The following is a 14,940-nucleotide window of genomic DNA, read 5'->3' on the forward strand; positions in this document are numbered from 1 at the left end:
TTCATCACAGACTTATTTCGAGTATCCAATTTGTCCCTTCTACAAAAGATTTCCCTGCATTCGATCACAATTTATTAAATGATAACAATTATCACTTGCACTCATATTTGTAACAATATAAATTTGCCCCCCACTTAAAGCTTATTTTCTCAATCGCTTCATTTGTTAATCAGGACAGATACTCATGCCTAGCTACAAGTTTAAGCTCAACGCCCTGCTGCTCGCTATGCTGGCATCACCGGCCTTTGCCGACGATGCTGTCGAGCGCGGAAATCAATCAATCGAAAAAATTGTCGTTTTGGGGGAAAAGACAGAGAAATCATTGAAAGACGTGAGTTCATCTGTATCTGTCATCACCGAAGAGCAGCTTAAGACGCTGCAATACCTGTCGGTGCATGACGCCATCTCTGAAATCCCCAACCTGGTAGTGCTGTCCGGGCAGATGCCCAATATCCGCGGGGTTTCCGGTAACGGAGCCGCCACCGGCTTTAGTGGGGTTTCCGGCGGCGCCAAGACCCGGGTATCGACCATAACCGATGGAGTGGCAGAACCTTTTATGGCGGATTTGACCGGCGATACCGGCATGTGGGACATAGAGCAGATTGAAGTGTTTCGTGGTCCCCAATCCACCAGCAATGGCCGCAACAGCATAGGCGGCGCCATGTTTATCAAGACCAAGGATCCGACTTTTGACTGGCAGGGTGCCGCTCGTGTGGGTTATCGCAGTGAGAGCCAATATATAGACTCGGCCGCCGCTATCTCCGGCCCTTTGATTGAAGATGAGCTGGCCTTTCGCCTGTCGGCGCAGCATACCGATGGTGAAACTTACGCCAACCCTGTTATCCATGAAGCTAACCCGCCTGGCTTTGATCTGAATAAGCTCAACACAGACAGAATAAGAGCCAAACTCCTGTGGGAGCCCGCTGCCATTGACGGCCTCAAGGCCATGCTCAGCTATTCCAAAAACCATGAGCGCGGCAACACGGGACGGCAGTACTTCAGTGGTGACGATCCCTGGAAGTATCAGCCCATCAATCCCAGAAACATGGACACTGAATCCGATACCGGCAGCATCAAGCTGGACTACAGGATCAGTGACAATTTCTCGGTCGACTTCTTGCTGGCCAGAATGAACTACAACTGGGTGATGGATACTTATGACAAGGATCCTGCTACCGAGCAAGTGGTGAGTATGGAGGAGTCCAACACCACGGCTGAAACCAAGCTGCATTTTGGCCTTAACAGCGAACTCTACAGCGGCTTTATCGGCCTCTACTATTTCAAGCGCGATCAAGACTTCAACAGTATCGGCGGTTCGGTTTATCGCGGCGACGACAATAGTGACTCCAAAGCGGTTTTCGGCGAATTTACCTATAACTTCACCGATGACTTCAGGATCACCGCCGGAGGCCGGGTCGAACGGGAATCGCAGCTACGTAATTTCTGGATGAAGCAGCCGCAAACGCCCATAGAAGATACCCTGGACAACAGCAAGACCATCAAGTTGCCCAAGCTGGTGCTGCAATACGATATCAATGCCGAGACCACAGTCTCCTTAAGCGGTCGCCGTGGTTACAACGCCGCCGGTGCGGCGATAGGCTTTCCGGAGAATGAGTTCTACTTCTACGATGAAGAGTACGTTAACGCCTATGAACTTGGGCTGAGAACCAGCCTGGATGGCGGTAATATCAACCTGAGCGCCAACCTGTTCTACAACGACTACGACGGATATCAGGCCACAGGTTCTGCCAGACGGGTTATCAACATGGACAAGGTAATTACCTATGGTGCCGAGTTTGAAGCCTCAGCCATGGTGACCCGGGATCTGCGCCTGCACGGCGGCCTTGGGCTGTTGAGTTCGGAAATCAAGGAACCTGGAGAAGGTTATGCCTCAGCCAAGGGCAATGAACTGGATTCGGCCCCCTCAATGACCGCCAATCTCGGTGCCCAGTATTGGCTGACAGATCAGCTTACCTTCAGTGTCTCCGCCAACTATGTCGGTGAGTACTATGGTGACTTTGAGAACACAGAGGAACGAGTTGCCGGTGACTATGTGCTGGCACGTATGTCGCTCAATTATGAGACAGACAACTGGATCTTCAACGCCTTCGTCAACAACGCCTTTGATGAGAAAGCCGTGTTGAGCCGCTCTCCGGCAGCCCGTAACTACCCGGATGGCTATGCGGCGATAGTCGATCCCCGTAACTTTGGGGTCTCAGTCACCTACCAGTTTTAACCTTAGATAAGCCAAAAGGCTCCCAAGGGAGCCTTTTTAATTTTATTGAAGCCCCTTTGACCAAGAGTTACGGCTTCCAAGCCGTTTCATGACTGAGTCTCACGCGGCGATCATCCCCTAAGTGCGTTAAACACAAGGCGGAAAACTCGCTTTGCCAACGAGTCAGCTCAAACCCATAGCGCTCTTGAAAGGCCTGAGTCTCAAAGTACATGGAATAGGCATAGTTTTGATACAGCATCAATCCGGGCAGCACTTGGCCAGCCTCTAGATACTCCCTGGATGCCGCCAGCATGATGGGATAGTTGTCGTTATGCTTTTCACCGCCGAATCCCGGCTTAAAGCCATCGAGCCGGCGGATGAAGGGATCATCTTCAAGATAAGTTTGCAACTGCACCTGGCTGAGCATTCGCATTACGCCATCAGAGGGGATGCCGAAGGCCCAATTACTGTGAAACGCCCGTAGAGCAGCATGAGCCGCCAGTTCATTTCGCCCCAAACGCCTTAACTGCGATGCCAGTGCAAACCAATAGTCACCCACTTCCGGTAATTGCTCGCAGGCCTGCTGCAGTAAAACAATGCCTGCCTCAATATCGTCCTGCTTGGCTGGCCCCTCCTCTGCTCCGCGAAAAAACGCCTTGGCGCTCTGAACCAACATTGGCGCAAAGTCTGCGTCTTGCGGCTCTTCATCGCCGCGCTCCCAGTCGTTGGCTTCGAGCCAGGCAACAAATTTACCGGCGCCGGAAAAGGCCGGTACCAACTTGGCCTCATCGTGCCACATGTCACAGACAATCGGCGCCTCTGTCTCCCGGCCCAAGGGCCAATAGAGCCCAAAATAATCACCGTTGCCGAGCTCGGCATCGAACAGAGGCAGAAAGCCCAATGAAGGATAGGGTCCCATGGGCTGCTCGTCCGCAGCAAAAGGTGATAATAGATTGATTTCAGGAGGAATATGCATGATGCGACATCTCTATCAGCGCGGAGGAAAACAACTGTTTTTGAATGGGGTTAGAGGCTAGCTCGCCGGCGGAATGGAATAAGTGCCCACGGCATGGGCCACCAGGTCGCTGTGTCCGTTTGAAAACACAGACACCTCGGCAATCGCCAGTGATTTACCCAGTTTCAGCAGCCTACAATCGGCGACAATGTCACACTCGGCACTGGGTTTACGCAGGAAGTTGATATTCAGGTTAGTGGTTACCGCCAGCGGCACTATGCCTATTTCCCCCAGCAAGGCGACATAGATGGCAATATCCGCCAGCTCCATCATGGTCGGCCCTGAGACAGTACCACCGGGGCGCAGGTGCGCCTGAGTTATCGGCTTACGCACTCTGGCCGACTTATCTCCCAGATGTTCAATCACAATGCCGCTATGTGGCAGCTCATAGTTAATAAAAGCTTGCAGCTCGGCGATAGTCACCATCTAAACCTCCTTGATTGTTAGGCCACTCGTTGCGGGTATCAATGGGCATGGGTATTACTTGGACATTGGCAGCCTCTGGTTTAGCTGCCCTTCTACTCCTGTTTGGTCGTGGGCTTTGATACCACTTTTGATTGTTGCCGACGTTTAAGCTCCCGCCCCTGAAGGGTGAATATCGACCAGACCAACAACAAAGGCAGCATTGGGACTATCCCCCAAAGCAAATCCACAGAACTTGCCACCAAGGTGTATTTAAGCTGATATACCGGCACCAACACCCAAAGGGGATAGCTGTAAAACAACCCTCGCACCAGACGCATAGACAAACTGCGACGCAGCTCGGCGCCGGGAAGCGAGGCAAACATCAAGGCAAACCAGCCCAAAACGCCCGTCAGCAGTGCAAAACCCAGCACAAGCTGGATCAATAGTTCCGGCATTGCCCTCTCCCTGAGTATAAGCTTCTAACCCTTTTGCCCGATTTACAGTGCTGACCGGAGCTCTCCTGTCAGCCAGGAGTGGTCATCGCAGAAGCAAAGGCCAAGCGCCCACGACCAGCTCGCTCACTTTCAGCTTAATCACTGCCAGAATCACACCCTAGTTCCACAGCGGCGGTTTCCGCTGCACTATGGTCTGTGCTGGCATCATGCAGGCTCGTGATAGAAAAATCCTGTGGCCGGCCAAAGGTAACCTCCGCAGCTTCCCTTCTCAGTTGCCCATAGTCCGGCTCACTGGAACCTTGGGCGATGGAAGTTTGCATCGAAATGCGGGAAAACTCGGCCGGTGAGCAGTACATGGCATAGGCATAATATTCGTTGGTCGAAATCTTGCCATTGCTGTCACCGTCTCTGGCCGGACGCCTGAGCTTTTGTCTGATTAAGGCCCTTTCCAGCTGATTTCTGGAGTAATATCTCTTCTTGCCATAATGCTTTAGCAAATCCCTGGATAGCTTACGGGCATATTGCCTTATCTTTCGTTTTCGAAACAGATGGGCAAACATAAGAACTCACTCTGCTTGGCTCGCTTCTCCAATATGCCGCTTTGTGCTCAGAGCCTGATTGGAGCCCACTTGCCGAGCGGCACCAAAGAACAGATATGGCGCGGCAAATAAGTTAATGATTAAACTGTAAAACAGCGGCAACAAGGCCACGCCCAAACCGGCCATGATGGTTTCGGCGCCGCCTAAGCTTTGCATCAAAACCCGCAGCAAACCGTAAATAAACATAAGCCCGGCGGCCAACCAGCATACTTTGATGGCACCCCGTAATTTGGCGCGCCTTGTCGCAGCCAAAGGGGTAAACCAACAAGCCAGGGCGGGAGCAATAACGCCAAGCATGGAGGGGAAATCGATAAACATGGCCCAGTGCGCCGACAAAACCAGCTTGCCAAGCGTATACAAACAGACCAACCAGTAGACTATGACTGCTGCCCGGTTCAATTTCTCCTCCTGTTCTCGAAGTTAGGCTTCAAGTGCCAATTGCAGCAATAAGTCCAGCTGAACCCTGGCATCGCCTCTTTGAGTCTTATCAATGGCAGGCTCACCACCGAGACGCAGTGCCGGGGTGTAAAAGTAGATCTGGTTCTGCTGCAGCTTGCCTTGCAGGTCACTGACTTGCTGAAGATCCTTCTTCCTGAAGAAACTGGCTTGCACTTCATCGTCACAACACCAGTCGTTGAAGAAATCTTCCATGCTCCAGGTGAGCACATCTGTCTGCGAAGTGTGGGGATCGATAAAGGCGATATCTTCATCCCCTTCGTCGCTCAGGAGCCGATAATAAAAAATGTCGCCAAAACAGCTGATAGCGAACGGGATGCGACTCATGTCTTCATCCAACATCAGCCAGCCCCAGAGATTGTCCAGGTATTCATCCGGATCAATAAGTTGGATTAAACCATCACCATAGTGGCCAAAGCCATGTTGTTGCCACAGTTCCAATAAGCACTCGGGCAAATGGTCCTGATATTTGGCAAGAGTTGGCGCCGATACTGATTTGATATCTGCGCCGGGTGGCAGATGGTCGATAAAAGATTGCAGAAGCATTGAGGTAAAATTCCTTTTCCTATCAGAATAACTGTCACAAAACCTTGGGTTTTCCGTGACCTTGATTTGAAAGCCTTAGCAGGCACTTAGACATGGGGCGTGGATAAGCCCGTTGCCGATTATGCGGCCTTTGATAGCATGATTGCAATCCCGAGAGACGCACCGGCTATACACAAAGCCCAAAAATCGCTGAGACAGTATCGATATTTGTCCGCAATATCTATTCGATCGCAAAACTCTCGGCGACAAGCTTTAAGGTATCAGTCTGAGCTTATTGTGGTACAGACCTGGCATCGAGCCGTAAAATGGTGAAGGCGATGCTTTCGCCGCTAATATTGCTATCGAAAGGTGCCTCCAGCCGACATAGGCCGACATCTATGACAGCACCTTGGGTAATATCGGTTATGGTGCCAAATGCACGGTAGCTCCATCCCTGAATATGCTGCAGCTGCCTTAACCCCTCCGGGTTGCCGGCCAACATGGTGTTTTGATCTTCCTGTTCACAGGCGATACCGACGCTCAGCTCAATATCAATGATCTCACCATAAGTCAGGCTGTCACCACCGAATTCATCCATCACAGTAAGCGGCTGCCCCGCCACTTCAATAACGGCTTCGAGGTAATCGCCCTCGGTTTGCTTAAATACTGCTTGCACGGTTTTCCTTATAAAATTCTTTTTTGAGGCTGTTTCTCAGCTGGTCACTGCTCAGCTTCTTTGGCCGCCAGCCACTCACATTCGGCTGTGGTGGCCAATTCCCCCAATTGACGACGCTGATCCCGCCCCTGGAAACTGGAACGAGCCCCCTTGAGGATAGGTACCGCATATTGAATATCACGGGCCAGTCGCTCGAGAAATAGATTACCGGAACGGCGATATTCCGCCATTTCTTGCCCATTGAGCTGGATCATAAAGCGGTTGTTATGTCGGCAAAGCACATCCAGATATAGTTGTCCTTCATGCTCCAACAGGTACCATTGCGCTTGAGACATTGCCAATACTTTCATACCCAGCTCCCGACTATGCCGCTTTTACCGAAAGAGGCATAAAATTACAGCAGCGTAAGCCACTCTGAGGTATCTGCCAGAATAAACTCATAGCGTTTGCCATCATTGAGAATGACCCGCAGCGCATCTGCCGATATAGGGAAAATACCGCCGCCAGTAGCCAGACACTTTTCTACCGCGCAGATATCATCACGCTTGAGTGTGTAGGGCCCCAGCCCCAGTTGCTGATTGAAAGGCACAAACTTAAGTTCATTGCCGGTCAAGGAGATTTTGCCATCGGCTTTGGCCACTCCATTCTGCACTGTAGTCATTGACGATTTGATCAGTTCTGCTGCCATCCTTGCTTCCTCTTGGGTAATGCCTTGCTTCCTTAAGGCCTTGTTGGCATAAGCCATCAATAATGTTCAAACTACCTCAATAGATGAGGTTTGTCATCCCGATGAACGGGCACTGCTGCACTGCAAAACTCAGGCGATAGCCTCTGGCAGGATGAGCTCCGGCGCGCCAAAACAGTGAAGATAGCCATCAATAATGGCCAAAGCGTCTTCATCCGAGCAGAGATAAACGGGCGAACCATGCCGCTTAGCCAATTGCTTTGCACGCTGTTTTTGGCTGAGGCCATGGGATTGGTCTCGGCTCTGCGAATGAACCACATGGGGCACAAATAAAAGGTCGGCCAAGCACAGCGCCTTCAGGTTTTCAAGGCCCACTGTATTGCTGTCACCACAAAGCGCCGCGGTTTCTATGTTGGCGGTCAGCAGCATGGCGCCGGCACTGACACCAACCAAGAGATGTCCGGATGCAGCATAGCTCTTGAGTTTCTGCTGTTGATTGCGACTATGCAAGCCGCGCAAAAAACGGTAAGTATCCCCGCCCGAGAGATGCACTAAAGGCTTATCCAGTAACGTCTGCATCACAGTGTCGTTAAAACCCCGTTCAAAATCCAGGTAGGTGTTGAGGTTTATGCCAAGGCCTTGATAAAACGCCTGTGTTGCCCGGTAGAAATCTCCCTCGGGATCAGGCTCTGAACCTATGTAACCACCGACTTGTCCTTTAAGCCCCAAAGCCTCAATAACAAACGCTAGCGCCTTATGGCCGGTTGCGCTTTGGTGATTACTGAGCAGCAGTAGATTCATACTTTTTCGCTCCTTGAAAGTCGGCAGTTTCTTGCAACACCCTGAGTTTCCCGCTCACAGCCTCAACGGCCATTCGCGCCGAGATTGATAGAGTTCTTCAGCCTAAGACATCAGCGCAGGGAGTCAAAAGCAGCCAGCAGTGCTTCATCTTCTCTTTCTAACAGGCACTCGCCAATCTCATCTATGGGTAACGCAGCGCTGCGGGACAACAGCTTAAGGGCTTCAATATGCTCAAGAGTCAGTTCATGCTCGGTAAGCAAGAACGACCAATCGAAACTGTCGACAAGCGCCTGCTCGACACCATCGGCATACAGCTGGTTAAACCTTTTTGGGTTGTGACCGAAGATCAATGCCGCCAAGCAAGCATATTCGCCGAATTCACTGTCATCATCAAAGCAGTAATCCAACGCTATGCCCCGACTTAGCAAGGCAGCCAAAGCCTGTTCACCGGCTCCATTCAAATGGTATTCATTGTAAAACAAACAGGCCGCCGCCGTAGCCAGTGCCTCATGGGAGAAGGCATATCTGGGCAGTAGAAAATTAAAAATGGCGTAAGCGTCAGACTCTCCTGCGAAGGCCAATGCCAACAACCGGTTATGGTCCAAGCGGCCACCCACTGAAATAAACGCGCTAATAAAACCGAGGTAAACATCGTGACACAGCCGGTAAAGATGTTCAGGGTCGTCTTCGACCAAGCTGCCATCCGGGCCGTTGACTTTGATGATGTCAAATAGCGGCGTAAACTGCTTCGGCTCGGAATAATACGCCACACGGCAATACATAAGGTAATAGATTTGATAGTCCTTGATAACGGCGTTCGCTCTGAGATAAGAGATGATCTCAAGCCAGGCCGGGTCTTTCTCTATCCTGAACATATATTGGGACCAGGCTTTCGGCATGTGCTGGCGCAAATAGTCCAGATTGCCTTCTTCAATATGTTGTTTTATCTCATTTAATCCACGAAACACGGCATTCCTCTCATAACAGGTGTAAATCTTCTCCGGGAAATCCCGGGCTTGGTAGGTAAAAGACCTGAGTTAGGGCTGACTCAGTTTTTGCTCAAGCGCCCGGTTCTGAGCCATAATCTCTTCGAGAAAAACCGAACCATGCAGCCTGGCCAATTGCAGCGCCTTGATAGACGCCGCCATTGCCTTATCGAGCTGTTGGTTAAGCGTATAGGCCGTTGCCAGGCTGTCCCAAAGGATTTCCGAGCGAGCGAATTTCTCTACTCCTTGCTCCAATATGGCAACGCCCCAGGCAGCTTGGCCCTCATAGGCGGCCTTTAGGCCGTATACATTGAATTGATGTGCCGACAACGGAAAGGTATAGCCATACTCGGCAGTTTTTCCCCTGTAGAACGCCTGCAGTTGTTGCAGCGACATCACATCGACTTGTGGTACCGCGTTCCAGCCACTGAAGATGGCTTTAAGCCCCTCGACATTGCCAATCAAGGGAGTGCTGTCGTGGGTTTCTCGGGCAAAACGGGCATTGAAAACCTGTAGCTTTGACGGCTTCTTGGTTTCCAGTTTTTGCAGCATGGCGTCAAAAGCCTGCGCCATCTCGCCTGGCTCACTCGCCATACTGAGAAACCAGCGCATGGGCGCTTTGCGCTCGCGAGTCTGGTATTTGTCGTAATCTGTAATCAAGGCACCATCGTCCCACCAGAGGCTGGGACTAATGGCTATCGCGGCATTGAAGGAAGATGCCGGACCGAGCGCCTGATAACTGCTGTAAAGCCCGGCCAAAGAGTGGCCAAATATCATCCGGTAAGGCGCCAGACGGTAACGTTCACTCAATGTAGGCAGCAGTTCCTCTGCGATAAAACGGTTATAAACATCAGCCTTTCCCGCCCTTGCGGCGAAATCTTCCGGCTCTGTGGGAGTAAAGTACTTGAGTCTGTCGCGGGTGCTTATGCCCACCACTATCATTTCCGGCACTATGGCGTATGTGCTCAGAAAGCCGACGCTGGATGCCACATGATGAAACTGGGTCGAACCATCAAGTACCAACAGCAAGGGGTAATGAAAACTGTCTGAATGTCGATAACTCTCGGGCAAAGCAACCTGAACTGTCACGGCTTCATCGATAAGCCCGGCCGCAAGTGTAAAACGCTGCTCTTCGGCCAATACAGTCAACGACAGCAAGGCACAAAGCAAAAATACGAATCTCATGGAAATCCTTGTCAGTAAAACGTCTTTAACGGGCATTCAAAGGCCGGCCGGCGCGGGATAAAAGAAATCTTTGCCGTTCATAGCCAATGCCTGCAACTGCCCGGCATCTATCGCCAGGCTCACCTCGGCGCTCCAGGCAGGAAAACCACCTTTGGCTAAAAGGCTGACGGTCAATAACAGATGGCCACAGGCATCTATCGTTGCCACAAGACTGTACTCACCTTCTATGGCAGCCCAGCTTTGCTCGCCTTGCCAACCCTGCCACTGCCGGGCAAGCTCCTCAAAGAAATCCGCCGGGTTCCGTCCGTAGGGAAGATTATCCACCCTCACACTTGCCTGCATGCCTTCTCCCGAGATAGTCACGCAATAGTGTTCAAGCCAACCACTGGTGTCCAGCTCGGGTTTATGAAAACACACAGAGCAGCCAAAGCTGTTTTCCAATATCCATTCTTTCACCTTTCCGGCGTCCTCTTTACCTGGATTTAAAAGCAGCCGGGTTACAAACGGCCTTTGAGCGGGTGTTGAGTTTGCCAACCACTGGCCCCGCGGCTGCTGACAAAATACACCAGCAGATCGGCCGCGCCACGATGGCTGACCCAATGAATGAGTGACGTAGCCATTGAGCGGCTCGCCACCTGGCACCAGAGACTATCCTGATTGTGTGTAGCGCCGCGGCTGTCGACTCGATAAACCAATAGATCGGCGGCCGCTCGGGAGCTGACTTCATGTACCAGCACCTTGGCCGCTCCCCGAACCTGAACCTCATAAATAAGCGCCATAAAATCTCCCTGTTGTAGCTTGGCTCTTGGTGGTTTTGCCTCTTATATCTAAATGCCACGCCTGTGATGCCTGAACACTCAGGGCTGTAGCATGCCTAAATCTTCAGCCACTTTCAGCGGATTAAAAGGCCCGTCGATAGCCTTTGCTAGCGCCTCAACCTGACTCTGATCCAGGTGTTGTATCGCCTCTTTGTCCGGCGCCTCAAAATAGATAAAACCTTTGAGCAAGTCGTTGAGTGTGGTGATATCGGCATCGGCGAGTACCGCTTTGAGTCTCAGTGCTTCATCCTCAGTACACTGATAGTCTTTTAACTCATTCAGGTAAATCAACACTGCTATCTTGTCTTCACGTGCCAGAGCGTTGAACCAAGGGCTGGCGGGGAATGTGAGTGTCGATGTCTTGCCCTGACGATCACATGCTTGCCAGCTATCATTCCATTGCTTCAGATAGGAAAACTTATCGACTTGAGTTGCGCAGCCTGATAGCAACAGCGCAATTGATACCACTATGATTTTCTTCATAAATCCCTTTTATTCTGCAAGCTTGTTGAAGATACCAACAACCCGCTTGAGATCATCCTATTTAAAAGCTCATGCCATAAACCCTGTGACACTAGCGGCTTGATGCGGCGAGGCCTATGCCGAAGCAGACAAAGACGCCGCCGCTTAGCTTATTCAGCACTGAGCTTCCCTTACCGGAAGCCAGCTTGGTCTTGGCAATGGAAGCAAACAGGGCATACAGAGTGTGAATAAGGATCACCAATCCACTAAAGGTTGCGGCGAGTAAGGCAAACTGAGGAGCGTATTCCCGCTGCAGGTCGATAAACTGCGGGAATATCGACATAAAAAACACGATCGCCTTGGGATTGGAGATGGAGACTAAAAATCCTTCGGCGAAACACTTGCGAGCGCAGCCTTGCTGCAAATGAGCGCTGCTGGTGCCACCACCCTTGGCTCGGAACATTTTCAGGCCAAGATAGATAAGATAAGCGGCGCCAATAAACTTAATCAGGGTAAAGGCCAGCATTGAACTGGCCAACACAACCCCCAAACTGGTGGCCGAGATCAAGGCAACAAACAAAATAGCCAGTGCGACCCCAAAGATACCGGCAAAGGTCTTGAGCAAGCCGCGTTGAATCGAGTTATTGACGGTCAGCATCACCGCCGGTCCAGGCAAGAGAATGGTGGCCATGGCAACACCGAAATACACAAAATAGTTATCCATTTTTATTCCTGAACTGATAAAACTGTCAAAAACCCTTAATCCATTCAAAATCTGCCAATCATTGTCATTGATATAGGGCCTGCAAACCCGCAAACATGGATAAGCAATAAGCGATAAGCTCAAATCATCACCATAACCCAGGCGCACGAGTTTGATGTGCTGGAGAATCAACATCCGGTAATGAGTAAACAAGAGAGCGCGCCGAACCTTGAGTTCAATCGACGATAGCTACCGCGGAACCGACAATCCTTTTCGTCGCGTAAACATCCTTGAATACCCCAGGAGCTTGTACCGTATCTCATTGATAGTTATGGCGACCATACCCAAGCAAGTCACAGATTACAAGAAGATTTCCCGAAGGCCAAAGCCGCTTCTTTGGGTGCAAAATCGCGCTGGTTATGGTGCCAACTGGATTTGCTGTTTCCCGGTCCATCCCATTAGAATAACCTCGTTTGCTTATTCCTTGAGCCAGGGAGCCTGGAGCGGCTGCCAAGATTTTGGGACGGGCTCGAAAGGGAATAACCTATCAACACCAAGGAGGGAGCATGAAGCTCTATCGAGGCAGTTGCCTTTGCGGCAAGGTTCGTTTTGAAATCAGCGCTGAGCTGCAGCAATTCTTTTTGTGCCATTGCAGTCGCTGCCGCAAGGATTCAGGTTCGGCTCACAGTGCCAATCTGTTTTCAGACAGCGCCGAGTTAACCTGGCTCAGTGGCCAGGACGCCATTACTGCGTTTACCCTGCCCGGTACCCGCCACAGCCGCCATTTTTGCGCCGTTTGCGGCTCGGCGCTGCCCAAAGCGGTCGAAGGTAGCCACCTGCTGCAAATACCTGCAGGCAGCCTGGATGATGAGCCGGGTCTAACTCCCCAGGCGCACATTTTTTGTCAGGCGCGCGCCGCTTGGGATAGTGAATTGGGAACTGTGCCGCAATGCGCTGATAAACCAGATATTTAGCTTTACTCATTCAGATATGATTTACTGATGACTCTCCCATTGGCACTATCAACTTACAATTACGCTCTGGTGTAACCATTATCGAGTAGGAGATTTACGCTTTGAAAAGACCCGATACTATCTCCAATTCAGCTAATAGCTATATTCTTTAGCGTGCATTCTGAGCTCTGCCGCCTTATTCTCCAGATATTCTGCAGTATTGAGCAGTCTTTCTATCACATCTGCCGTATTACGGGAGTTATCTCTAATCACTGTCATGCTGCTTGCTAAATCACGTGATACCAGAGACTGCTCCTCTGTAGAAGAGGCCACCTGCGTATTGATATTATGAATAGCCTCAGTGCTCACAAGAATGTTCTCAAAAACTGAAATAATCCCGCCAAACTCTTCATCGGCCTTATTCATCAATTCAGCAGCTTGAGTCACAGAACCGCCAACTTCGGTTGTCCGTTGTTGTAAACTAGCGACTATGTCGTCAATCTCTTTTGTAGAGTCCTGAGTACGCTGTGCCAACGAACGAACTTCATCGGCAACAACCGCAAAACCTCGCCCCTGCTCTCCAGCGCGAGCCGCTTCGATTGCTGCATTCAAAGCCAGTAAATTGGTTTGCTCAGCAATAGCCTTGATAACTTCCAGGACATTGCTTACCTGATCACTTTCAGTGACCAAATGTTGCATAGCTACTTTTGTTTTTGCAAACTCCTGTGCTAACACGCTCATTGCAGACTGTGCCTGCCGTACAGTCCTCTGACCTAAGGATACATTGGATTCATTCTCCGCGGCTCTAGCTTCAGCCTCTTGGGTATTTTCGCTGACATGCATCAATGTCGTCGTCATCTCTTCCATAGCACTAGCACTTGAATCCAACTCAGAGGCCACTTTTTGAGAGCTGGCTCTTGACTCATTTACTGCTGACTTGGCTTCCTCCGACAACTTTGCAACCTCTTTAGAAACGCTGTCTGTTACAGCCAAGGAGGTTGCCAATGAACTTATAAAAGCGTTAATCTGCTCCCTTATTTGGGCAATTTCACCACTGGCTGTAACCTGAATCCGTTTACTTAGGTCTTTCGTTTTCTGAATGTCCATCAATTGTTCGTATACGAGTACAATTGGATTGGCAATTTTATATTTAACCATCACGAAACCAACAATACTGACCAATATCACTATAGCCAGCAGTAGCTGCGACCAGAAAAGAGCGCTTCTGAGATCCTCCATTCGCTGGATAAAGTCTGCACCAGTACGCTGATCCAGGGCCGAAAAAAACTGGTCAATTGGTGCCATAATTTTGGCTTTTTCCCTATGGTAAGCAGGACTGTGAAGCAGTTCTCTTGCCAGCGCCAGATCTGGTTCTCCCCGAACACTATATTTGCCACTGGTCGGATCCAAAAATATGCCTTTAACCGCATTCATTGCCTTAACTTCCAACGCCACTAAGGCATCAGAATTCGCTTGGGCCTGATCCAGGAAGTCGAACTCCTTTGCACTAAAGCCCAAAGACTTCATCGTGTCTTTAATTGCAGCACGTTCGCCATCCGCTTTGGGTTTGTCACCATAATTCAATACTAAATCCCAATATATTTGGTGGTAGTGCTGCGGCCGAGGTTTCTCTCCATTGCGAATATCAAGAATATCCTGATACATCTTCTCGTATTTCTCTTCGCCGGTAATAGCATAGGTACGGGCAAGCCGTGTAAGATCGTCTGAACTTTGTCTCAGTTCATCAGCCACCTGATAAGACTTATATCGAATATTCGCCGCATCACCTAACTGAACAATTTTAGCCGATTCATTCATAGTGAAGATGAAGGTTAACAAGGCGCTCGCACATATAGCACCAAAAACAAGGCTCATCATGGATTGCGTTTTCATTCATGCTCTCTTGACAATTAGAGGAATCGTCCTTTAAGCGTAACTCATGCGCATCGTATCGATAACAATATTTTCACAATTGTGATGAGTTCACAAAAATCATACCTG

The 14,940-nt window shown here is 50.3% G+C and carries 19 protein-coding genes; 2 read left to right on the plus strand and 17 right to left on the minus strand.

The genetic code is table 11. The features are described from left to right. The first annotated feature begins 184 nt into the window (after positions 1-184). Positions 185-2,236 (plus strand): TonB-dependent receptor, encoded by a 2,052-nt coding sequence (locus HCX89_RS00840; RefSeq protein WP_117200615.1) that lies wholly within the window; start codon positions 185-187, stop codon positions 2,234-2,236. A 67-nt stretch (positions 2,237-2,303) separates the two neighbouring features. Here HCX89_RS00840 and HCX89_RS00845 read toward each other — a convergent pair whose 3' ends face one another. The 16 genes from HCX89_RS00845 to HCX89_RS00920 all read right to left on the minus strand — a co-directional run bounded on the left by HCX89_RS00845 (position 2,304) and on the right by HCX89_RS00920 (position 12,007). Beyond that, positions 2,304-3,134 carry a tetratricopeptide repeat-containing protein gene (locus HCX89_RS00845; RefSeq protein ID WP_167714618.1) on the minus strand — a complete coding sequence of 277 codons (831 nt, stop codon included), beginning with the start codon at positions 3,132-3,134 and terminating at the stop codon, positions 2,304-2,306. A gap of 114 nt (positions 3,135-3,248) precedes the next feature. After that, positions 3,249-3,656 carry a PaaI family thioesterase gene (locus tag HCX89_RS00850; protein WP_107111198.1) on the minus strand — a complete coding sequence of 136 codons (408 nt, stop codon included), beginning with the start codon at positions 3,654-3,656 and terminating at the stop codon, positions 3,249-3,251. Positions 3,657-3,748: 92 nt separating this feature from the next. Further along, positions 3,749-4,090 carry a hypothetical protein gene (locus HCX89_RS00855; RefSeq protein ID WP_044734307.1) on the minus strand — a complete coding sequence of 114 codons (342 nt, stop codon included), beginning with the start codon at positions 4,088-4,090 and terminating at the stop codon, positions 3,749-3,751. Between the two features lie 134 nt (positions 4,091-4,224). After that, positions 4,225-4,650, minus strand: a complete 426-nt coding sequence (locus HCX89_RS00860) for a DUF6559 family protein (RefSeq protein WP_096141227.1) — start codon at positions 4,648-4,650, stop codon at positions 4,225-4,227. Positions 4,651-4,656: 6 nt separating this feature from the next. Beyond that, positions 4,657-5,088 (minus strand): hypothetical protein, encoded by a 432-nt coding sequence (locus HCX89_RS00865; protein WP_071238403.1) that lies wholly within the window; start codon positions 5,086-5,088, stop codon positions 4,657-4,659. Positions 5,089-5,109: 21 nt separating this feature from the next. Further along, complete coding sequence (locus HCX89_RS00870) at positions 5,110-5,691, minus strand: GAD-like domain-containing protein (RefSeq protein ID WP_025010481.1); 582 nt, start codon at positions 5,689-5,691, stop codon at positions 5,110-5,112. Between the two features lie 271 nt (positions 5,692-5,962). Beyond that, positions 5,963-6,346 carry a hypothetical protein gene (locus tag HCX89_RS00875; protein ID WP_144379844.1) on the minus strand — a complete coding sequence of 128 codons (384 nt, stop codon included), beginning with the start codon at positions 6,344-6,346 and terminating at the stop codon, positions 5,963-5,965. A 44-nt stretch (positions 6,347-6,390) separates the two neighbouring features. After that, positions 6,391-6,696 (minus strand): hypothetical protein, encoded by a 306-nt coding sequence (locus tag HCX89_RS00880; protein ID WP_045283390.1) that lies wholly within the window; start codon positions 6,694-6,696, stop codon positions 6,391-6,393. Positions 6,697-6,740: 44 nt separating this feature from the next. Further along, complete coding sequence (locus tag HCX89_RS00885) at positions 6,741-7,034, minus strand: hypothetical protein (RefSeq protein WP_025889069.1); 294 nt, start codon at positions 7,032-7,034, stop codon at positions 6,741-6,743. A 129-nt stretch (positions 7,035-7,163) separates the two neighbouring features. Next, positions 7,164-7,832: a Type 1 glutamine amidotransferase-like domain-containing protein gene (locus HCX89_RS00890; RefSeq protein ID WP_167714729.1), complete on the minus strand. Its 669-nt coding sequence runs from the start codon at positions 7,830-7,832 to the stop codon at positions 7,164-7,166. A 110-nt stretch (positions 7,833-7,942) separates the two neighbouring features. After that, complete coding sequence (locus HCX89_RS00895; RefSeq protein WP_167714730.1) at positions 7,943-8,800, minus strand: hypothetical protein; 858 nt, start codon at positions 8,798-8,800, stop codon at positions 7,943-7,945. A gap of 69 nt (positions 8,801-8,869) precedes the next feature. After that, positions 8,870-10,003, minus strand: a complete 1,134-nt coding sequence (locus HCX89_RS00900; RefSeq protein WP_167714732.1) for an alpha/beta hydrolase — start codon at positions 10,001-10,003, stop codon at positions 8,870-8,872. A gap of 36 nt (positions 10,004-10,039) precedes the next feature. Further along, a complete protein-coding gene (locus HCX89_RS00905; protein WP_167714734.1) occupies positions 10,040-10,459 on the minus strand; it encodes a DUF6228 family protein in 420 nt (139 codons plus the stop codon). Between the two features lie 41 nt (positions 10,460-10,500). Then, a complete protein-coding gene (locus tag HCX89_RS00910) occupies positions 10,501-10,782 on the minus strand; it encodes a DUF6150 family protein (RefSeq protein ID WP_025010474.1) in 282 nt (93 codons plus the stop codon). Positions 10,783-10,860: 78 nt separating this feature from the next. After that, the gene (locus HCX89_RS00915) at positions 10,861-11,304 is read right to left on the minus strand and encodes a hypothetical protein (protein ID WP_025010473.1); all 444 of its coding nucleotides are present in this window, start codon (positions 11,302-11,304) and stop codon (positions 10,861-10,863) included. Positions 11,305-11,395: 91 nt separating this feature from the next. Continuing rightward, the gene (locus HCX89_RS00920; protein WP_167714736.1) at positions 11,396-12,007 is read right to left on the minus strand and encodes a LysE family translocator; all 612 of its coding nucleotides are present in this window, start codon (positions 12,005-12,007) and stop codon (positions 11,396-11,398) included. Positions 12,008-12,552: 545 nt separating this feature from the next. Between HCX89_RS00920 and HCX89_RS00925 the strand changes: the two genes are divergently transcribed. Then, the gene (locus HCX89_RS00925; protein ID WP_144132064.1) at positions 12,553-12,960 is read left to right on the plus strand and encodes a GFA family protein; all 408 of its coding nucleotides are present in this window, start codon (positions 12,553-12,555) and stop codon (positions 12,958-12,960) included. Between the two features lie 132 nt (positions 12,961-13,092). Here HCX89_RS00925 and HCX89_RS00930 read toward each other — a convergent pair whose 3' ends face one another. After that, positions 13,093-14,832 (minus strand): methyl-accepting chemotaxis protein, encoded by a 1,740-nt coding sequence (locus HCX89_RS00930; RefSeq protein WP_096141235.1) that lies wholly within the window; start codon positions 14,830-14,832, stop codon positions 13,093-13,095. Positions 14,833-14,940 lie beyond the last annotated feature (108 nt).

Source organism: Shewanella sp. Iso12, assembly GCF_012030025.1.
In the GTDB taxonomy this organism is placed as follows: Bacteria; Pseudomonadota; Gammaproteobacteria; order Enterobacterales; family Shewanellaceae; genus Shewanella; species Shewanella algae.